Origin of the sequence: Shewanella waksmanii ATCC BAA-643 (genome assembly GCF_000518805.1) — a bacterium.
Classification (GTDB): Bacteria; Pseudomonadota; Gammaproteobacteria; order Enterobacterales; family Shewanellaceae; genus Shewanella; species Shewanella waksmanii.
In genome coordinates this window covers 52,530-72,929 of sequence record NZ_JAEH01000013.1, presented here as the reverse complement: position 1 = coordinate 72,929, position 20,400 = coordinate 52,530, and the positions used below count along the sequence as shown (strand labels likewise).

Annotated in this window: 15 protein-coding genes; 11 read left to right on the top strand and 4 right to left on the bottom strand. The window is 47.9% G+C overall.

What is annotated here, in order from left to right; translation table 11 throughout:
* Positions 1–116: 116 nt before the first annotated feature.
* Positions 117–533 (bottom strand): alternative ribosome rescue aminoacyl-tRNA hydrolase ArfB, encoded by a 417-nt coding sequence (arfB, locus tag L865_RS0108185; RefSeq protein WP_028772779.1) that lies wholly within the window; start codon positions 531–533, stop codon positions 117–119.
* A gap of 96 nt (positions 534–629) precedes the next feature.
* Here arfB and L865_RS0108180 point away from each other — a divergent pair, with 96 nt between their 5' ends.
* The 6 genes from L865_RS0108180 to L865_RS0108155 all read left to right on the top strand — a co-directional run bounded on the left by L865_RS0108180 (position 630) and on the right by L865_RS0108155 (position 7,672).
* Entirely contained in the window at positions 630–998 is a 369-nt protein-coding gene (locus L865_RS0108180) for a SpoIIAA family protein (RefSeq protein WP_028772778.1), read from the top strand.
* A gap of 49 nt (positions 999–1,047) precedes the next feature.
* On the top strand, positions 1,048–1,236 hold the full coding sequence (locus tag L865_RS0108175) for a DUF3012 domain-containing protein (protein WP_028772777.1): 189 nt from the start codon (positions 1,048–1,050) through the stop codon (positions 1,234–1,236).
* A gap of 163 nt (positions 1,237–1,399) precedes the next feature.
* Positions 1,400–1,822 carry a hypothetical protein gene (locus tag L865_RS0108170; protein ID WP_037470824.1) on the top strand — a complete coding sequence of 141 codons (423 nt, stop codon included), beginning with the start codon at positions 1,400–1,402 and terminating at the stop codon, positions 1,820–1,822.
* Between the two features lie 152 nt (positions 1,823–1,974).
* A complete protein-coding gene (locus L865_RS0108165) occupies positions 1,975–3,288 on the top strand; it encodes a TolC family protein (RefSeq protein ID WP_028772775.1) in 1,314 nt (437 codons plus the stop codon).
* A 1-nt stretch (position 3,289) separates the two neighbouring features.
* The gene (locus L865_RS0108160) at positions 3,290–4,504 is read left to right on the top strand and encodes an efflux RND transporter periplasmic adaptor subunit (RefSeq protein ID WP_037470821.1); all 1,215 of its coding nucleotides are present in this window, start codon (positions 3,290–3,292) and stop codon (positions 4,502–4,504) included.
* A 9-nt stretch (positions 4,505–4,513) separates the two neighbouring features.
* Positions 4,514–7,672, top strand: coding sequence for an efflux RND transporter permease subunit (locus L865_RS0108155; protein WP_028772773.1), 3,159 nt, complete (start codon positions 4,514–4,516; stop codon positions 7,670–7,672).
* 241 nt (positions 7,673–7,913) lie between these two features.
* Here the strand turns inward: L865_RS0108155 and L865_RS25775 are convergent, their stop codons facing one another.
* Together L865_RS25775 and L865_RS0108145 are read right to left on the bottom strand one after the other, a co-directional pair.
* Positions 7,914–8,402: a hypothetical protein gene (locus L865_RS25775; protein ID WP_028772772.1), complete on the bottom strand. Its 489-nt coding sequence runs from the start codon at positions 8,400–8,402 to the stop codon at positions 7,914–7,916.
* 18 nt (positions 8,403–8,420) lie between these two features.
* A complete protein-coding gene (locus L865_RS0108145) occupies positions 8,421–9,227 on the bottom strand; it encodes a cytochrome c3 family protein (RefSeq protein WP_028772771.1) in 807 nt (268 codons plus the stop codon).
* Between the two features lie 540 nt (positions 9,228–9,767).
* Here L865_RS0108145 and L865_RS0108135 point away from each other — a divergent pair.
* From L865_RS0108135 to pulA, 5 genes are all read left to right on the top strand, one after another.
* Positions 9,768–10,517, top strand: a complete 750-nt coding sequence (locus tag L865_RS0108135; protein WP_028772770.1) for a winged helix-turn-helix domain-containing protein — start codon at positions 9,768–9,770, stop codon at positions 10,515–10,517.
* Entirely contained in the window at positions 10,510–11,034 is a 525-nt protein-coding gene (locus L865_RS0108130) for a hypothetical protein (RefSeq protein ID WP_028772769.1), read from the top strand. Before L865_RS0108135 ends, L865_RS0108130 begins: the two co-directional genes overlap by 8 nt.
* Positions 11,035–11,136: 102 nt before the next feature.
* Positions 11,137–11,742: a hypothetical protein gene (locus tag L865_RS0108125; protein ID WP_028772768.1), complete on the top strand. Its 606-nt coding sequence runs from the start codon at positions 11,137–11,139 to the stop codon at positions 11,740–11,742.
* A 516-nt stretch (positions 11,743–12,258) separates the two neighbouring features.
* Positions 12,259–15,198: a TonB-dependent receptor gene (locus tag L865_RS0108120; protein WP_028772767.1), complete on the top strand. Its 2,940-nt coding sequence runs from the start codon at positions 12,259–12,261 to the stop codon at positions 15,196–15,198.
* A gap of 97 nt (positions 15,199–15,295) precedes the next feature.
* Positions 15,296–19,627 (top strand): pullulanase-type alpha-1,6-glucosidase, encoded by a 4,332-nt coding sequence (pulA, locus tag L865_RS0108115; protein ID WP_028772766.1) that lies wholly within the window; start codon positions 15,296–15,298, stop codon positions 19,625–19,627.
* 114 nt (positions 19,628–19,741) lie between these two features.
* Here pulA and L865_RS0108110 read toward each other — a convergent pair whose 3' ends face one another.
* The gene (locus L865_RS0108110; RefSeq protein WP_028772765.1) at positions 19,742–20,200 is read right to left on the bottom strand and encodes a hypothetical protein; all 459 of its coding nucleotides are present in this window, start codon (positions 20,198–20,200) and stop codon (positions 19,742–19,744) included.
* Positions 20,201–20,400: the final 200 nt, after the last annotated feature.

The following is a 20,400-nucleotide window of genomic DNA, read 5'->3' as shown; positions in this document are numbered from 1 at the left end:
TGTACGTTATTTGCTAATAAATCGCAGCCATTTCAAGCAGGTTTTGAATTTTTATCATAACAAGGGATATTGACGTCAGTGGGGCGGCGCAACTCGTGGTGATAGCAAGTAGCGGTTTAGTACTTTGGCTTACTTTGTCGTAAGGCTTTGGTGGCACCACGTTGTTTTTTGGCTTCTACTCGGCGTTTTTGACTGCCTTTGGTTGGCTTAGTAGCGATGCGCTTTTTTTGCACCTGCGCCACACTGGCGACAAGTTCGATAAATTGATTAAGGGCAGTTTGGCGGTTGGCATCTTGGCTACGACTGGCTTGGCACTTGATGATCACTTTGCCGCTTTTGGTGATGCGATGGTCAGCCTTGTTGAGTAAACCTTGCTGATAGAACTCAGGCAGTGACGATTGACGAATATCAAAAATCAGCTGCGCCGCCGTCGATACCTTGTTGAGGTGCTGGCCGCCTGCGCCGCTTGAGCGAATAAACTGCCATTCGATTTCATTGTCTGCCAGTTGTACTCGATTAGTGATTTTTATCATGGTGTTCGATGTCGGTTTTAGTTTACCCTGTTTGACCTAAGGCCGGTTAAGCTGCTTTTGGGCAGCCCGTTTCGTTATCCCTGTGGGAGTGCAGCTATGTTATGTCAAATCGCCGATATTACCAAAGGCGTGCTGAGTTTATTTGCCAGCGGCCGTTTGTCGACCGAAGACTATGGTAAGCAAATTGTGCCCATTATTGACCAATATCGACAAGAGCACGGTAAGGTGTGTTTGTATATTGAGGCTGACGTCTTGTTAGAAGGTTGGCAAAGTGACTCACTTTCTGGTGTAGGTGAGGTACAATTGCCGCCATGTGATGCATTGGTGCTCGTCGGTGGGCCCGACTGGTTTGGTAATGCGGTCAGATTAATGGGGCCATTTATGCAAGCTGAGGTGGCTTGGTATCCACTGGATGACAAGCAGCTCGCCATCGATTGGATCAGTGCTAAACAGCCACTCGTCTAGTATGTCGCAGTCGTTACTGCGCGACAATTTTTAGTATTAAGGGAATATCATGTCAGGTTTATCTTCGTTTGTACGTCAATCTACAGTTTTAGCCTCTGCCGCGCTGTTAACGCTGAGCTTAAGCGGCTGCGCACCTGAAGTCGGCAGCGAGAAGTGGTGTAAGCAGATGGATGACAAGCCCAAAGGTGATTGGACTGCCAATGAGGCCGCTGATTACACCAAGCACTGCGTATTTTAACACAGTGATTGTGGCTTGATGTGCAAGTGTCAATTGCATCACAAATTGGCACTTTCAGCGCAAATTTGTTTGCGCTAAATGAACTTACATTTACACTACCTGTCAGATTGAATAACTTGCTAATGAACACTCATTAGTTACTACCACTCCTTAAAGGTGTTGTTTGAGCTACTTTTTGCGTCAACTATTCCACAAAATCGCCATTGCTATGGTCGCGATAGTGGCACTGCAATTTGCTGGTGCTAACTTAGGCGCGCATCAATTGCATTTGGGAACCCATGACCAAGAGGAAGACAATCACCCACACCTGCAATTTACAGCACAAGTGGAAAGCCTGCAGCAGTGCGTTGATTGCGTTTGTGAAGCCACAGAGCTTGAACCCAAGCAGCATCAACATCTAGTGACTAAAGTCGAAACTAAAAGCTTCGACTTATGTTTAGATTGCCAATGCCACGGTGGTCATCTGACACTGATCTCCCAAGTGGTTGTGGTGCCATCGGTACCGCTGTCGCAGGGGCACAATAATTTAGTTGAAGATTATTTCCCGCCGGAGCAGCAACCTGCTTACCGCCCCCCAATAGCTTAAATCCTAACTAAAAAACCACTATTACCTTAGCCGGTCATGTGCGCGTTCGCGTGCGTGCTTAGCTGCGGTGATATCTCGTATTGATTGCTTTTTATCTTCCACTGCCCTTTGTGGCGGTGATTTAAAAGGCAATATAAGCGCTAGGATTTATGATGAAACACACTATCATCACGGGCCTAATGTTAGGCCTATTAATGCCGGCAAGTATGTCGGTCGCCGTTGCAGCAGCTGAGCCCCCCATCGCTGCTAAGGCACACAGTGCTAACCCAACGTTTGCGCGCTGGTTGCCACAAATGTTGCAGCAATTTGAGCAGCAACCTGAAATTAAGGCGCAGCAAGCGCAGTACCAACAAGCTAAGTTAATGGTGCAGGCCGCCGATCAGGCTGTCTACAACCCTGAACTAGGTTTGGGTTACCAAAATGCAGACCAAGACACCTATTCACTGGATATAAGCCAAACGCTGGATTGGGGCGATAAACGCGGTATCGCTACTCGTCGCGCGCAGCTACAAGCGCAGATCCAATTAGCTGAGATTGCAGTGTCACGTAGCCAGTCATTAGCGCAGGCATTACTCGCCTTGGTCGAGCAGTCACAGAGCCGCAAGCAATTGGCGTTTCAACAAGGTCAGCTTGATGCCGCAAAGCAGCAGCTAGATATTGCTCAGCAGCAAGTGCAAGTGGGCGATCTATCGCTGGCTGAACTGCAAATGATGCAACTTGACTTGGCCAGTAAAGCGGCTGATTTTGCCCTCGCCGAGCAAGCATCTATTAGTGCTGACTCTCAAGTTGTGATGATTTTTGGCCGTCAAGATATCGCATTTGATGACTTTATTGAGCAACTGTCGTTGTCTGATTCTGCCGCGCAGGTCACCGCACAGCTGCCTGCGTTAAAGAGCGCTTATCAACAAGTGATGTTGAGCCGACTCGCTGTAGAGCAAGCAAAAGCCGATACCGCAGCCGATCCAACGCTGAGCCTCAGTGCTGAGCGCGAAGGTGATGAGAATAAGATTGGCATTGGCGTGTCTATTCCTCTGCAATTTCGTAACACCTACAAGCAAGATGTCGCCGTGGCAAGCCAAGGTATTGCAGTGGCAGAGCACACCTACCTGATTGATGAACGTCGAATTGCCCAAGGGCATGCTTTATTTTCTCTGAGCTTACCGCGATTACAACGACGTTATAGTGATTGGCGAGAGTTAGTACTCACTTCGATTGAGGGCGCCGACCAAGCAATGGATCAGCAGTGGCAGTCAGGCGATATCAGTACCAGTGACTATTTGACGGGTCAGCGTCAGCTCGCCAGCAGCTATTTGGCTGGACTATCGCTGGAGTCGGCGCTGTATCGCAGCTGGCTCGATTGGATGGGACAAAGTGGCCAGTTAGAAACTTTTCTCAAGTCACAACTTTCCACTGTAGGTACGCCATCAGCGGCGGATGCAGTGTTGATGAATAATTTAGGTGAGTAACATGAACAATCAATCAATAAGTCAATATCCTCAAGCTTTGAACACCGTCTCCTCTGCCATATTGCGAGCACTGGGATTTGCCGCTGTGGTCAGTTTATCGGTAATAGCATTGGTGCCCAGTGAAGCCCGTGCTGGTGAGGGCCATGCACACCAACCAAGTGCAGTGGTCACTGGTACTGAAAATAGCCCTGCTGATGATCATGGTGATGAAGCGTCTCATGGCATCAGCTTATCAGCTGCGCAACAAAAGTTGGCTGGTATTAAAGTATCGACCTTGTCTGAGCAAAGCTTCAACCTTGAGGCTGTCGCCACTGCCACTATGGTGGTTGACCGTGACCGAACCATGGCCTTAGTGCCTCAACTCGATGTGCGTGTTGAGCAGCGACATGTGGTCCCCGGACAAGAGGTCAACGCCGGCCAACCATTATTGACTTTAGGTGGCGTAGCGGTTGCACAAGCGCAGGCGGACTTTATTAATGCGGCAGCAGAGTGGGACCGAGTCAAACGTATGAGCCAAAGCGCTGTTAGTGCAAGTAGGCGCTTACAAGCGCAAGTTGACGCTGAGTTAAAACGGGCGGTGCTGGAGGCGATGAAAATGACCCCACAGCAGATTGCGCAGCTTGCTACCAAGCCTGAAACCATTGGTCGTTATCAATTGCTTGCCCCCATCAGTGGCCGAGTGCAGCAAGATCAAGCCAAGTTAGGCCAAGTGATTGCTGCGGGAATGCCGCTGATGCAACTCACCGATGAGTCGCACTTATGGGTGGAAGCCCAAGTGACACCGACGCAATCTGAATCTGTCAAAGTGGGTGGTAAAGCGTTGGTGGGCATCAATGGTCGCATGTTGGAAGCCACAGTGATTGGTCGCTCCCATGAGTTAGATAGCGTCACCCGCACCGAGCAAATTTTAGTCAGCCTAGAAAATCCCGGCCATGTTATCCATGCCGGTCAGTTTGCCGAGCTGTATTTGCCGAGTGCGATTGGTGGCGGGGTGATATTACCCGATGCTGCATTAACCAAAAGCAGTGACGGCGATTGGCAAGTTTTTGTTTTAACGGACGAAGGCTATCAAGCCCAAGAGGTGCAAGTGGTGGAACGTCAACGGGGGATGAATCTGGTGAAAGGCATTGTGCCCAACAGCCAGGTGGTCACTTCGGGGGCATTTTTTCTGGCGTCAGAGCAAGCGAAATCTGGCTTTGATATTCACAATCACTAGGGGGCAAGCATGTTAGATAAACTCATAGATGCCGCCTTGCGGCAGCGGTTGCTGGTGGTACTTGGTTTGCTAGGCGCGGTGATCGCCAGTCTTGCGATGTTACCTAAACTCAACCTTGATGCTTTTCCTGATGTGACTAACGTTCAGGTGACGGTGAATACTGCTGCTGAAGGGTTGGCGGCTGAAGAAGTTGAAAAGCTGATCAGTTATCCGGTGGAGTCGGCGATGTATGCGCTGCCTGCGGTGAATGAAGTGCGTTCACTGTCGCGCACCGGATTATCAATTGTCACCGTGGTGTTTGATGAAGGGACTGACATCTACTTTGCCCGCCAACAGGTGTTTGAGCAGTTACAAGCCGCCAGAGAGATGATTCCCGATGGCGTTGGTGTGCCTGAGATTGGCCCTAATACTTCAGGTTTAGGACAAATTTATCAGTACATATTGCGCGCCACGCCAGAATCTGGTGTCAATGCGGCTGAACTTCGAAGTCTTAATGATTACTTGGTGAAGCTGATTATGATGCCGGTGGCTGGGGTCACCGAAGTGCTGTCATTTGGCGGTGAGGTTCGCCAATACCAAGTGCAGATAGACCCCAATAAACTTCGAAGTTACGGCTTATCGATGGCACAGGTGACCAGTGCATTAGAGAGTAATAACCGTAATGCCGGTGGCTGGTTTATGGACCAAGGGCAAGAGCAACTTGTGGTACGTGGCTATGGCCTGTTGCCAGCCGGTGAGGCGGGGTTAAAAGCCATTGGCCAAACCCCATTGACTCAAGCGGGTGGTACACCGGTACGAGTGATTGATGTCGCCAATGTGGCTTACGGCAGTGAAATTCGTGTCGGCGCAGTGACCATGACTCGCCGCGGCAATGATGGCCAGCTTGAATCGCTTGGTGAGGTGGTTGCTGGGGTCGTACTAAAACGGATGGGCGCCAATACTAAAGCGACCATTGATGATATTGACGCGCGCAGCGCACTGATAGAACAAGCCTTGCCTGATGGTGTGTCGTTTGAAGTGTTTTACGATCAAGCGGATTTAGTCAATCAGGCAGTTAAAACGGTTCGCGATGCGCTGTTGATGGCGTTTGTGTTTATTGTGGTGATTTTGGCGCTGTTTTTAGTCAACATCCGCGCCACGTTACTGGTGTTGTTGTCGATCCCGGTCTCGATTGGCTTAGCGTTAATGGTAATGGCTTACTTTGGTATGTCGGCTAACCTGATATCCCTTGGGGGGCTTGCGGTGGCAATTGGTATGTTGGTCGATGGCTCGGTGGTGATGGTGGAAAATATCTTTAAACACCTCACCCAAACCGAGCGCCGCAGTGGTCACAGCGATAGCGCGGCCAAACCGCTGAGTAGTGACATTGTTACGCGAGTTAAGCTGGCGGCTAAGGAGGTGTGCAGTCCTATCTTCTTTGCTACGGCAATCATCATTGTGGTGTTTGCGCCTTTGTTTGCGTTAGAGGGCGTAGAAGGCAAGCTGTTTCAGCCGATGGCGGTAAGTATTATTTTGGCGATGATCTCAGCATTGTTGGTGGCCTTGATAGCAGTGCCGGCATTAGCAGTATTGCTGTTTAACCGCGGTGTAAGGTTGAAGCCAAGTCTAGTGTTGCGACCTATTGAGGCGGGGTATCGCACCATTTTAACGAGTGTGATGACTAAGCCTAGACCGGTGATGTCTGCGGCGGCGTTGCTGTTTGTTATGAGTATGGCGTTACTGCCGCACCTAGGCACTGAGTTTGTCCCTGAGCTGGAAGAGGGCACCATCAATTTACGAGTTACCTTAGCGCCCACAGCCAGTTTAGCTACCTCACTTGATGTGGCGCCGAAACTGGAGCAAATACTGCTGCAATTTCCAGAGGTTGACTATGCGCTTAGCCGTATAGGTGCGCCCGAGCTGGGCGGCGATCCCGAGCCTGTCAGTAACATAGAAATCTACATTGGCCTAAAACCGGTGAGCGAGTGGCAGAGCGCCGCAAATCGTTTCGAGTTGCAACGGTTAATGGAGCAGAAACTCAGCGCATTTCCCGGGTTACTGTTTACCTTCTCCCAACCGATTGCCACCCGCGTGGATGAATTGCTGTCTGGGGTAAAGGCGCAGCTTGCTATTAAGATATTCGGTCCAGATTTGGATGTATTATCTGAACGCGGCCAAGTGCTTACCGATATTGTGGCACAAATCCCCGGTGCGGTTGATGTGTCTTTAGAGCAGGTGAGCGGTGAGGCGCAGTTGGTGGTGCGCCCTAAACGCGATCAACTTGCGCGTTATGGCATTAGCGTTGATGAGGTGATGAGTCTTGTGAGCCAAGGTGTGGGCGGGGCTAGCGCCGGGCAAGTGATTGATGGCAATGCTCGTTATGATATCAATGTTCGTCTTGCCGAGCGCTATCGCAATGCGCCAGATGCGTTAGAAGATCTGCTGTTAAGCGGTGTAACTGGGGCGACGGTTCGCCTTGGCGAAGTGGCTGAAGTTGCCATTGAGATGGCACCGCCGAATATTCGCCGCGATGATGTGCAGCGCCGAGTTGTGGTGCAGGCCAATGTCGCAGGGCGAGATATGGGCTCGGTGGTTGAAGACATTTATGCGGCGGTGCCACAAGCCCAGTTGCCTCCAGGCTATACCGTTGTGGTGGGCGGCCAATATGAAAATCAGCAGCGTGCGCAGCAAAAACTGATGTTGGTGGTGCCGGTTTCCATCGGCTTGATCGCGCTACTGCTGTTTTTATCGTTTGGTTCGATTAAGCAGGTAGGGCTAATTATGGCCAACGTGCCGTTGGCCTTGATTGGTGGGGTCGTGGCGCTTTTTGTTAGCGGTACCTATTTGTCAGTCCCTAGCTCCATTGGTTTTATTACCCTATTTGGGGTGGCGGTGTTAAATGGTGTGGTGCTGGTGGATGCCATCAATCAACGCCGCGCCGCCGGTGAAGGGCTGAGTCAAAGTGTTTATGAGGGCAGTGTGGGCCGTTTGCGGCCGGTACTGATGACGGCGCTGACTTCTGCATTGGGCTTGATTCCCATTTTGCTGTCATCGGGAGTTGGTAGCGAGATCCAGCAGCCGTTGGCGGTGGTGATTATTGGCGGATTATTCAGTTCAACGGCGTTGACCTTGCTGGTGTTGCCGACGGTTTATCACTGGATTTACCAAGACCGCCATCATCAGCGGTAACATGTGGTAAAAAAAGTGCGAATTCATGGCAAATAAATACCATGAATTCGCGAGTTTTAGTTACGGTTTGTGGCCTAAAAAGTGGTGCGCCAGCGGCGTTGTTTGCGTCATGGAGATGAGCTAAAACAGTTTGCCTAACCTGCCGGTTTTAGCGGCACCAAAGAGAACACATCTTTAGTACGCACAGTGTTTTGCAGATGAAAAACACTGTGCTTTTTTGTCGCGGCTGCGGCGCTGAACTTTACTCCATAAAGTCCAGTGGTAGATGAGCTTGCTCACCCTTCACTTCAATGGCAACGCGATAGCTTTCAACATCTTGACTCCAATCAACACTGTCTAAGGTTAACTGATATATGCCAGGATCGGTTTCATCAATGGCCAAACTGCAGGTTTCGGTATCAATGCAGTTACCTTGCTCTGCTTGATGCCATGCTAATTTGTATTTGGTGGTCTGCCCATCTTTTGGATAGCCCATCACAATCAGGTTAAATGCGCTGGCGTCGGTGACGGCTTTGTCGCCATCACCCAGCAATTGCACAGTGACTTGGCCTTTTTCTAAATCGCTAGCAGCTTGCATGCTGGCGGTTAGTGTGGTGGTGTCACTAATACCAATAGTGTCATCCACTGGTGGCGGTACGGGTGTGGTGTTGTCATCATCATCTGAGCTGTTACAGCCAAATAATAATACTGAACTTAGTACCACAGCTAAATAGCGTGTCGTCGGTTTCATAGTGAATCCTCCTACTGATTAATGACCGCCGTGGCAGGTATCACATGACATATTGGTCTTCACACTTGGCGCAAATGTTGATTCTGCAGTGTGACAAGATTGGCAACTTTCAACGGTGTCTGAAACCGGGTGATCGTTAACCGTCTCACCATCGAAAGCTTTGTTGAGCATAGTCACAAGCTCATACACAATTGATGCTGATAACTGTTTGCAACGCATACCTTTTTGGCTAAATGATTTGCCGTTTTCACTGGCCCATAAGCTGATAGAAGAGTGACATAGGATGCTATTGGCCACCGTTGGCGTGCCCACTTGCGTCTGCGTTTCGGTCATATCCGCGCCAATACCGCTGATAAATTCTGCTGTTTGTAAGGGCAGGGCTTCACTCTCGTAGTAGCGCATGGTTTGGCTAAGTAAGGCGTTGGCTGGCTCACCATTAATGGACAGCATGTTAACGAGCATACCTGTGGCATTGATATTACCGCATACTGTGCCCTCGCCGAGGATGCCAGCGTAACCGTAGTGCGCCATTGCGGTAGGCACTTGGGCAAACTTATCGGCATCGACTGAATCTGACGCAGCTAAGCTTTTGATGATGCTATCAAATACTTGGTACATACAGCCGTTTGCGGTTTCATAGGCGAGTTTAGCAACGGTCATCGGGTCTAATTTGGCGTAAGCTAGGCGAGTGCCGACTTCGAGTTTCCAATCTCCTTCGCTAGCGGTGGCTGCAAGTAATGGGTTAGCGACTAATACACTTCCTGCCGCAGCAGAAGAGATGCCGATAATACGATTGAGTGCTTGTCTTCTGTTTAAGGTTTTCATTGTCATCACATCCTAAAGTTAGTGTTTTCTTTTTTTTACCGCTCGCTTGGCAACACTTTCATCAGTGCGATACCCAAATAGTGTGGGTGGTGATGCATGTTTGCCGCGATGTGGCTTGAGTTAACAATGACAGACGGCAAGCCGCGCTATTGAGACCGAGATCAAAGTAATTTTTGCACCTAAGATTAGATTTTTTGCATGCAATGCTTTTAGGGTTTTTGTCTTTATTTTGCTTGATTTTTGAAGTGATATATCGGGAATTATTGTTTTGCGGTATGTAATGCTAATTACGGCTTTTTACGAAAGCGATTATGCAAAATTAAAGTTGATGTTAATCAAACTAATGCCAAATGGTGACATTTTTAAGTTGCTTGCTTTGTTGCAATCAACACATGAGGTATACGGCTAGTGGTCAGCATGCAGGGTTAATAACTGATAATAGATGTGGTGTTGTTATAGTTAAAACGTGACTAGCTTGATATTTGCGGGTTGATAATTGGCGTAAAATAATGACGATAATTCTTGTTAGGCATCTTAGACATGCGGTTAAAAATTTTTGAGTTTGATATAGCAAATAGCCAGCTATACAACAGTGAAACTCAATCTTTGTTTCATCTTACGCGTACAGAATGCCAGGTGCTTGAGCAATTGGCACTGCACCCCAATCAAGTTATGTCTAAAAGTCAGCTTGCCTGTGCCGGTTCACAACAGCCCTTGATGAGCGAATCGGCGGTAGCTAAGGCGGTGTTTACCCTACGTAAACATTTTGGCGAAGCCCATGCTGAGCTGATTGAAACTTTACCTCGTAAAGGTTATCGGCTAAATCTTGAAGTCCCAAAAAGTGATTGGGCCATTAAGGCGCAGCAACGTAAGCGCATGCTGGTTGGCTTTGCGACTATGGCTATCTTGCTGCTAACAGTCAGCGTGATGGCCATGCATCAGTATATTTGGTTTAAAAAAGAACCCATGCCGATTAAGCATCACAAAGCGGTGATACTGGATAATTCACAGCCACTTACCGTGACGTGGCTAGAGTCGCCGTCTATTCAACCGCGGGAAGGGAAAACCATTGAAGCTAAGGTGGTGGCGGCAATCAATACCTGCCCTGAGGTCACGTGGCAGCAAGTGTACTTGGCGTTGTCGAACGACATGCAAGTTCTCAATATTTCTATGATGGGCAAAGGCGAACAAGGTCAGCTGCTGGTACGTAATATCAAAACCAGTGACTTTAGCTTAAATCCAAAATTTATCAGTCAGCAATGGCTGAGTGAGGTATCGCTCTGTGACTAAATCGACACTTAAAAGCGGCCTCGCGATAGGCATATTGGTGATTGCGGTTATCATTATCTATCAACATATTCGCGCCACTGAGGTAGACATTGTACTGTCCTGCCGTAATGAGCTGGTAGCAACCAACCCACAAACTCAGCAGATAGAGCACCATGCCTTAATTGCTGATTTTGCGTTACAAAAGCGTTCGGCTAGTATCAGCTATCGTTATTTCACTTCCGACGGTGTCCCCATAGCGACTTTACACCTCAGTGGCGATATTTTAAGTGCCAATAAGGGGCAAGATACCTACATTCTCAACTTAGTGAGCAGTGAACTGGTACGTCACCATGAACAGCTGTCTTTGCCGATGCATGCCAAACACCTGCAAGCTTTTGCCAATCGAAACATCAGTAAGCAAGGAGTGCACAATCTCACGGTGCAAATTGTTAGTCGTAATGAGGCTGACAATACCGCGCTACTGTATTTTCTACCCAGTACCAATATTTGTGCCTGTAGTTTAGTCACCATGAGTTAGGCTGCTGCATCTTGGCAGCCTGTTAAAAGCGTCGCCGTGATTGAATATTAGCGGCAAACTCATTAGGATCGGCCCATCTGTAAGCTAATATCTGTATAGGCTATGACTCAAGCGCTCTATTTTATCTACGATTCTCACTGTCCATGGAGTTACGCAACAACCCCATTGGTCAATGCACTGCAGCAAGCTTTTCCCGATATGGCGATTAATTTGCTACATGCGGCTCATTATATTGGTAAGGATTGTGCCGGTGAGCAGCAAGTTAATGCGGTTAAAAAAGTCAGCCGAGTCAAATTTACCGATGAGCATATGCGCTATGTGAATAGCCCGAAAAACTCGGTTAAAACTGCCAACTTAATGAAATGGCTGCAAAATAAACAGCCAGAAAAACAACTTACTGTGCTTAATGCCTTGCAGCAAGCCCATTTTACCCAAGGTAACCCACTGGAAGGTAAGCACAACTTTAATGACATTGTCAGCCAATTTAAGTTGTCGCCATCAAACAAAATTTTTAAAGATGAACTGAGTGTCGATGCAGAAATCACCTTAGGTGATATTGCTGAAATCCAGCAGATGATTGGCACCCAGCACTTCCCCGCACTTATCATGACTCAAGATGATAATGCGATATTTATCGACCACTCTAAATACCTTAATGATCCGCAAGCCGTGGTTGAGGCGGTTAAGCAAGAGCTGGCAGCGTTTTAATTTAGTTATTTATCGCAAGTGCAATATGTACTTGCGATTAATTAAGGCCTATAAACTTAGCGTCTAACGCTTAGCTTTTTCTAAAGTCATAAATCGCATTTACTATTGACCTTTAACAGCGCTAACTATGCATAAACAATGCGATTAAGTTACTGCGCTGCTAGCGAGGCTCAGCTGTTTAACTCCCAGTTTATTACTCGCTCTCTTTGCTATAAGCGTCCATTCTAACAATCTTCCCTTCGTGTGATGTCAGTAGTCCAATTCACCATTCACAACTTGGTTACAATTAACTTGTTCTGTATTTCTGGTATAAAGCATTTCCAATCAATAGTTTGAGTCGGTTTTTGTGATCGCACAATGTTATTCTTATGTTATGAATACGTATGCATTAAGTTGTGCTCAAAAAACAACCTTGGCTAGTATGGCTGATAAATTATAAGCCTAATGTCAGATTAGTCCGAGCCGTATAAGTGGATATTGGGTAATAAAAGTCGCAAGACCAAGGGGATTAAACCAATGTCACACTTTAAACCAAGTGTTCTCACTTTAGCGCTAGCAGCGGCAGGATTAGGCGGATTTTTTTATCCACTGAACTCACTTGCCGCAGAGCCAACGCCGCAAACGGTATCTGCCGACGACAAGGCAACTGACGCTACAGCGGCAGAAGCGAGCAATGACGCTCAGGAAGGTGAGCAAGAAATCGAGCGGATTGCGGTCACCGGTTATAGCCGTAGCTTGATAGATTCACTGAATCAAAAACGTTATGGCGATACGGTTTCTGAGCAGTTAAGTGCCGATGATCTAGGGGCATTGCCGGATGTGTCGATGGCTGATGCACTGACACGTTTGCCCGGTATTTCGGCGGTACGAACCGGTGGACAAGCCGCTGAAATTAATATTCGTGGTATGTCAGGTGGCTTTGTTTTTTCTACCTTAAATGGCCGTGAGCAAGTTTCTACCAGTGGTAGCCGCAGTATCGAGTTTGACCAATACCCTTCAGAGTTAATCACCTCAGCAGCCGTGTACAAATCGCCAAAAGCATCGCTTATTGAGGGCGGCGTGGCCGGTACCGTTGAGCTGGCGACAGCGAGCCCGTTAGCGATTGATAAACAGCACAGTTTTATTGCCAACGCCCGCGGTATGTATAACGACCGCGCCGATGAAGTCTATGGCGCACAAGACTACGGCCACCGCTTGAGCTTTTCTTATCAAGGCAAATACTTGGATGACACCTTAGGTGTGGCATTAGGCTATGCAAGGCTAGAGCAACCGAGTGTTGCCACCCAGTTTATTGGTCTGGCTTACAACGGCAATAAAGACGTTGATGGCTTAGCGAATGATACCAACGGCCCAGAAGATAATCCTGCAAATGAGTACATCAGTGAAGGCTTTGAAGTACAGCATTTAGGCGGCGTTGAAACCCGTAATGGTTATATGGGCGCGCTTGAATGGGCACCTTCCGATACCTTTACTTTAAAGGCCGATGCATTCATTTCACGCTTTGACAGTGAAGCGTTTGCCCGCGGTTATCGGGTAAAATTGGGCGGCCCGTCTGCAGCGGTTGCCAATCCCGTGCTTGATGGAAATGCGGTGATTGGTGGCAACTTTAACCGCACCTCGCAAAGCTTTACTCGGGTTGAGATTGTTAACGATGACAATCAAGACTTTGATGAAGTCGACAGCTTTGGTATTAACGGCACATGGCAAGCAACAGAGCGTTTAAGTGTGTCTGCCGATATCTCTTACTCGTCAGCCAAAAGTGATTTTCGCAATGGTTTGTTGTGGGCCAATGTTGCGGAAGATGCCACTGCAGAAACGCCAATCTTTGATAAAAATGTGGCGATTAACTATCAGCTTAACGGCTTAGATTTGCCCAATGTCGGTTTCAATCAGGCGGCGGCTTTTTCTGATATTGATAAAGTCATGGTCAGTAAATACGGTATTTACCCGTTTGTGAATGAAGATGAGGTCAATGCTTACCGTTTAGACTTTAAATATGATTTGGATAACGACTACATTGCGTCGATTGAAGTGGGGGCGCGCTATTCTGATCGCACCTATTCTAACGACCGCTCCGTATTCGAGTACGGCAATGATGGCGACTTTTCATCTACCGAGCCACCATTAAGGTTAACCGACGATATGACCACCGTGGTTGGCTGGGAAGGCGATTTCAATTATTTCCCTGACTATTTAGCGGTTGATCTCGATAAAGCGCTGGCGGCGTGGTTCCCAGAAGGCGTGCCGCAGCCGGTACAAACTTGGGGTAATGCCGATGGCGTGAGCGATGCTAAAGGTTACACCAGCAACTATTCATGGTCGGTACTGCAAAGTGGTGAAGTGTACGAAAAAATTCTTGCTGCTTACGTGATGGTTAATATTGATACTGAAATTGGCGGAATTCCGGTCACGGGTAACTTTGGTGTGCGTGCGGTAGAAACCGATCAATCTGCAACCTTGCTTGAAAATGTCGGTGGCGATCCTGAATTAGGCTCGCAAAATATCATCGATGAAGTGGGCATCATTAATAATTTGTATGCACCGACGGTTAAAGGTGAGAAGTACACCGATTATTTACCTTCATTAAACCTTAATTTCTTAATCACCGATCAATCACAAATTCGTTTTGCTGCGGCTAAAGTGATGTCTCGTCCACCGATTAACCGTTTAGCGGGTGATGCGAGCGCTTCGGTCAATGATGATGGTGAAATCAATGGTTCAAGTACTAACAACCCATTCCTACGTCCTTTCTACGCTGACCAATATGACATCTCATACGAGTACTACCTTGATGATGGTGCGATAGTCGCGGCGCTGTTCTACAAAAATATCGATTCGTTTATCGATACCGTTGCCATAGAAAACTTTGACTTTAAGGGCAATGGTTTCAACGTGCCCGACTACATCATTGACCCTGTCAGCGGCGAGCAGATCGAAACCACTAATGGCACCTATACCACCGCAGTCAACAACTCTGAGGGTGGCTATATTCGTGGTCTCGAATTGGCTTACACCCAAGTATTTACTAGTTTGCCTGAAGTTTGGTCTGGCCTTGGTTTGAACCTCAGTTATTCCTACACCGAAAGTGAAGTTGAGTCTCAAACTGATTTAGGTGGTGAGAGCGTGACTCAGTCGCTACCTGGATTATCAAATAACGTTGCCAGTGCCACGCTGTTTTATTCCTATGAAGGTTTCGAAACCCGGGTCAGTGCCCGCTATCGTGACGAGTTTGTTTCTGAGCAAGTGGCCATTAATGAGCAGGTGGTCAATTTTGCCGAAGAGACGGTGATTGATTATCAAGCTTCTTACCAAATAACCGACGCGTTAGGCGTGTTGTTCCAAGTGAATAACGTCACCGATGAACCCACTAAAAGTTACTTTGGTACCGAAAGTAAAACCGGCACCTTGCAGTACTTTGGACGCGAATTCTATCTCGGTATGACCTTCGCACTATAAACGCGACGAACATCAGCTTCTGCGGACTGAGCACTGCATATAAATACAAAGCACAGTCCGTTGTTTAACTTAATTAATTACTTAGGAGACATCACTCATGATGAGGATCTCTAATTCGGTTTCTTTACTGGCGCTTGCTGTCAGTGCTGTGGCCTTAAGCGGTTGTGGCGGCGATTCGTCAGAGCCTGGCGAAGTTTTACTGATCTGTAATGTGCCTATGGTGCCCAATGCTGCGGGCACAAGCTGTGTGGCGCCGGAGCCAATAAGCTGCCCAGCTCCTACCGTGCCCGATGAAAATAATGAGCAATGTATCGTCGGCGCCGATCCCACGCTGCCCGACCCGGTGTTTACTCCCGGTGACAATCAAGCTGTGGTGTACTACAACCGCCCTAATGACGCGACTAACAGTGCAAATGATCCCGTTTATGACGGCTATAAATTACATACTTGGAATAACGACGAGTGTGATGCTTACGCGGCGCCATTTGATGCAACAGATTGGGCCAATGGTCATCAGTTTGATGGGATTGATCCTAACTACGGCGCCTACTGGATTGTTGAGCTAAAAGATGGCTACAACGAATGTGCTAACTTTATTGTCCATATTGGCACTGAAGGTTCGGGTAAAGCCATGGGGGATGTCGATTTAAAAATGCCCCTAATGCAAGATGACGAAACCTTTGTGCGTATGAACTTTACCTTGCATGGCGAGCCTTCGGTTTTCGAATATCCAATCTTAAGCTTAGGTGCGCAACCATTATCTATTAGTGGTATGAGTGCTCACTGGCTTGATGCCGATACACTCGTATGGAATCAAGACGATGCCGGTATTGGCGTGTTCAAACTGCACTATAGTCAAAATGGTGATTTAGCCGTTGAGGCTGAGCCAGACCGTATTGTTAACAGTCAATCGGTGGAGCTCACCGCAGTTGAATTAACTGATGAGCAAAAAGCGCGGGTACCCCACTTAGCCGACTGGCCCGCTTATAGCACTGGCCTGAGCCAAGATGAGGCCAAGGCCGTGGCAAAAGCTCAGTTAGTGGTCGCCGCTTACAACGGCGACGATACGCCTGTTGCGGCGACTTATGTGCAGCACGCCAAGGTGTTAGATGCCTTATATACCCAAGGCGAAAATGACGCTGACGAAGCCACCCTTGGTGTGGTGTATAGCGACGATGGCATTATGTTATCAACGTGGGCGCCCACGGCTAAATCCGTCAGTGTGAATATTTATAACAGTGACAAGACACTAAACCGCAGTGAAGCGATGAGCCTAGATGAGGCCACCGGCATTTGGGGTTATAGCACTGATATGAGTGTCGATCGTTTGTATTACCGTTTTGAAGTGACGGTGTATCACCCAGTCAGCAAGCAGATCGAAACCATAGAGTCCACCGACCCATACTCGCTAAACGTGTCAACTAATGGCCGTTATAGTCAGTTCATTAATTTAGCCGATGAAGATCTCAAGCCAGAAGATTGGGATGGTCATCAAGTCGCCACTATCACTAACCCTGAAGATGCGGTGATTTATGAAGGCCATGTACGAGATTTTAGTGTTCGGGATGAAAGCACTTCAGCGGCTAATCGCGGTAAGTACTTAGCGTTTACCGAGATGGACAGCGCCCCAGTGATGCATTTGAAATCTTTGGTTGAACATGGTTTAACTCATTTCCACGTATTACCAGTAACCGATATTGCTAGCATCAATGAAGATGTCAGCGAGCGGGTCGAAATGACCGATACGCTAGGCATGTTGTGTGACAAGATAGAAGACAATGCAGATGCGTGCAGTACCCAAGATAAGTCGGCCACCATTGAGAGCATTTTGGCCGATGCCTTGCCTGGCTCGGCCGATGCGCAAGCGATTGTAGAGGCGATGCGCGGCTATGATGGATTTAACTGGGGATACGATCCACACCATTTCATTGCCCCTGAAGGTAGCTATGCTAGCTCGCCAGAAGGTACCGCAAGAGTGCTTGAACTACGTGCAATGAACAAGGCTTTACATGATATGGGGCTACGCGTTGTGCTAGATGTGGTCTATAACCATACCAGTTCATCAGGGCTGTGGGACAACTCCGTACTGGATAAAATGGTGCCGGGTTATTACCACAGGTATAACGAAGAAAGTGGTGATATTGAGCGCTCTACGTGCTGTGAAAACACCGCCACTGAACATCGTATGATGGATAAGTTTGTCAGTGATTCTATGGTGATACTCGCCAAAGAGTACGGTTTTGATAGCTTCCGTTTTGATGTGATGGGGCATATGCCTAAACAGAGCATTTTAAATGCGCGTGATGCAGTGCAAGCAGTCGACCCAGATAACTACTTCTATGGTGAAGGTTGGAACTTTGGCGAAGTGGCCGATAACCGTTTGTTTGAACAAGCCACACAAGCCAACATGGCAGGCAGTGAAGTGGGTACCTTCAATGACCGTATTCGTGAAAGTGTCCGCAGCGCCAATATCTTTAAAACCGAGGCCAGTGATGAAGCACTTCGCGATCAAGATACCCTGCGCCTTTCTATGGCGGGTAACGTTAAAAACTTTATTTTAAAAGATTTTAATGGCAACTCAGCTAAAGGCAGTAGCTTTAGTTGGAACAGTCAGCCAACCGCCTATGCAGCGGACCCGGCTGACAGCATCAACTATGTCTCTAAACATGACAATGAAACCCTGTGGGACAACTTGCAATATAAAAACCCAGTGGGCATGAGTTTAGATGAGCGCGTTCGGGTGCAGAACATAGCCGCCACCATTCCACTGCTTAGCCAAGGGATCCCATTCTTACAAATGGGCGGCGATTTGCTGCGCTCTAAATCAATGGATCGTAACAGCTATGATTCGGGCGATTGGTTTAACTGGGTCGACTTTACCAAACAAAGCCATAACTGGAATGTTGGCTTACCGCGTGAGCAAGACAACGGTGAAAAGTGGGACATGATAGCGGGCATTTCCGCTAACCCTAATGCTGCTGCCTCAATGAGTGAGATTGAGATGGCATCGAAGGTGTTCAATGAGTTCTTAAGTATTCGCCGCGATAGCCCACTTATGCGTCTCACCAATGAGATGGATATTATCGAGCGGGTTGGTTTCCATAATGTCGGTAAACGCCAGACTCAGGGTGTCATTGTCATGAGTATTGATGACGGCGATCAGTTAGCAGACGTTGATATGATGCACGATGCCATGGTGGTGATGGTTAACGCTAGCGCCGAAACCGTCAGCCATACGATCCCCACAGCGGCAGGCTTTGAGCTTCATCCAACGTTAAGCGCTTCTATTGATGCCATTGTCACAGGTGCTAACTTTAGTGCCGGCGAAGATGAAGGCACCTTTATCGTACCAGCTTATACCACTGCGGTGTTTATTAAACCGCAAGGTGCGGAGCGCGGCTATGGTCTAGATGCTAATGCAACAGTTGGCGCGCCGGATGTGGTGCCTTATGGTAGCACCGAGGTGTTTGTTCGTGGTGGCATGAACGGTTGGGGCGAAACCGACATGCTAACTTATGTTGGTGATGGTGAATATCGCATTACTATTACCTTAGCTGCCGGAGACTATGAATTTAAGATTGCATCGAGCGATTGGAGCAGTGTTGATTTTGGTGGCCTGTCAGCGGCTGAAGCTCAGGTAGAAGAGGGAGTTGCCGAGCCGTTATCTCGCTCGGGGGCTAACTTGCACTTTAGCGCAGCAATCGACGCCACTTATGTGTTCTCTTTTGATGCTTCAGATAAAGAAGCTCCGGTATTAACTGTGTTCAATGAAGAGCCGTTTGTTGGCACTGAGGTGTTCCTGCGTGGTGGCATGAATGGCTGGGGCACCGATGACATGTTGAGCTATATGGGCGGCGGTATTTACCGTGCTGATATCACATTAGCGGCAGGTTCACAGGAGTTCAAAATCGCGTCAAGCGACTGGTCTACTGTCGATTACGGCTCAGGTGAAGCCGATGGTGTGGTGACCTTGATGCAAGAGAAGCTACTGGCGGTGAGCGGCGCAAATATGACCTTTGATGCGCCGATTGATACCACTTATGCGTTCATCTTTGATGCATCAAACCGCAATGAGCCGACCTTGACCGTGTATGAAGCGGAAATGTTCGGTAGCAATACAGTTTATGTGCGCGGTGGCATGAACGGTTGGGGTGAGGTGGATGCATTGAGCTACCAAGGCATGTCAGTGTATAGCGTTGATATTGACTTAGCAGCTGGCGACAATGAGTTCAAAATTGCCACCGGTGACTGGAGCACGGTTGATTTGGGCGCGGCAGCCGAGCAAGAAAATGTCAGTTTGAATGTTGGGCAAACCCTAGCGGTAAAAGGGGCGAACATGCACCTTGATGTTGCTGAAGCGGGCAGTTATCGCTTCACCGTGACTGGGCCGGATGCTAAAGCTCCGCGACTAACGGTAACCAAAAACTAACTGGTTTATGGCTGCTAAATAACGATAAAAAAACCCAGCGTATGCTGGGTTTTTCTGCGTCTAGCTATTTATTCTTGCGTGTGGCTGAGCGACGTTATTGTCACACAACTGTCATTATTGGCTGATTTTGATGACATTGTTGGCAAATAAGTGCTTTTGCTGTTCATCGGTATAAGAGCGATAGCTAAATTGATATAGCGGTTGTTTGCCATTGGCGACATCAATGGTGAGCTTGGCGTCTTTGCCCTTTAGGGTGATCTTACCTTTCATGTTATTGCTGTCACACAAATCTAGCTTAGGCGAGCGGACAGTAAACACTTCTTCCTGTTCACCGAAAGTGGTGATTTCCACGGTATGACAATCGATCATATGTAAATTGAGTTGACCAAACTCACTGACAAATCCATTAGGCTCATCAGAGCTAAAACTACTGCGCTGCGTGCTCGGCTCGGGGGTATTTACTGCAAATGCTGATAGTAAATATTGCTCACCAGGCGCACACATTAAAGCTTGCGCTGTAGAAAGAGGTGATAATGCAGCAATGGCAGCAAGTAGGAGAGTCGGTTTATTCATTATATATCCTTATATTTAAAACGATTTTACTCAGGGAGTGCGATGGTAGCTTAGTGATTACAGCTAAGGCTATTGTCGGTGCAATGATTCCTACTTTTGGTGGGCAAAAAAGGCCATAAATGCTGCTTTTAGGTAGTCATTCACCCTGTCACATAGGTTGGTTTAGCCATGGTTATATTGTGGTGTTTAGCTATGCATAA

What these genes read in the sequence shown, in the direction of transcription:
- arfB (WP_028772779.1), bottom strand. Translation starts at nt 533, where the DNA reads ATGATAAAAATCACTAATCGAGTACAACTGGCAGACAATGAAATCGAA.
- L865_RS0108180 (WP_028772778.1), top strand. Translation starts at nt 630, where the DNA reads ATGTTATGTCAAATCGCCGATATTACCAAAGGCGTGCTGAGTTTATTT.
- L865_RS0108175 (WP_028772777.1), top strand. Translation starts at nt 1,048, where the DNA reads ATGTCAGGTTTATCTTCGTTTGTACGTCAATCTACAGTTTTAGCCTCT.
- L865_RS0108165 (WP_028772775.1), top strand. Translation starts at nt 1,975, where the DNA reads ATGAAACACACTATCATCACGGGCCTAATGTTAGGCCTATTAATGCCG.
- L865_RS0108160 (WP_037470821.1), top strand. Translation starts at nt 3,290, where the DNA reads ATGAACAATCAATCAATAAGTCAATATCCTCAAGCTTTGAACACCGTC.
- L865_RS0108155 (WP_028772773.1), top strand. Translation starts at nt 4,514, where the DNA reads ATGTTAGATAAACTCATAGATGCCGCCTTGCGGCAGCGGTTGCTGGTG.
- L865_RS25775 (WP_028772772.1), bottom strand. Translation starts at nt 8,402, where the DNA reads ATGAAACCGACGACACGCTATTTAGCTGTGGTACTAAGTTCAGTATTA.
- L865_RS0108145 (WP_028772771.1), bottom strand. Translation starts at nt 9,227, where the DNA reads ATGAAAACCTTAAACAGAAGACAAGCACTCAATCGTATTATCGGCATC.
- L865_RS0108135 (WP_028772770.1), top strand. Translation starts at nt 9,768, where the DNA reads ATGCGGTTAAAAATTTTTGAGTTTGATATAGCAAATAGCCAGCTATAC.
- L865_RS0108125 (WP_028772768.1), top strand. Translation starts at nt 11,137, where the DNA reads ATGACTCAAGCGCTCTATTTTATCTACGATTCTCACTGTCCATGGAGT.
- L865_RS0108120 (WP_028772767.1), top strand. Translation starts at nt 12,259, where the DNA reads ATGTCACACTTTAAACCAAGTGTTCTCACTTTAGCGCTAGCAGCGGCA.
- pulA (WP_028772766.1), top strand. Translation starts at nt 15,296, where the DNA reads ATGATGAGGATCTCTAATTCGGTTTCTTTACTGGCGCTTGCTGTCAGT.
- L865_RS0108110 (WP_028772765.1), bottom strand. Translation starts at nt 20,200, where the DNA reads ATGAATAAACCGACTCTCCTACTTGCTGCCATTGCTGCATTATCACCT.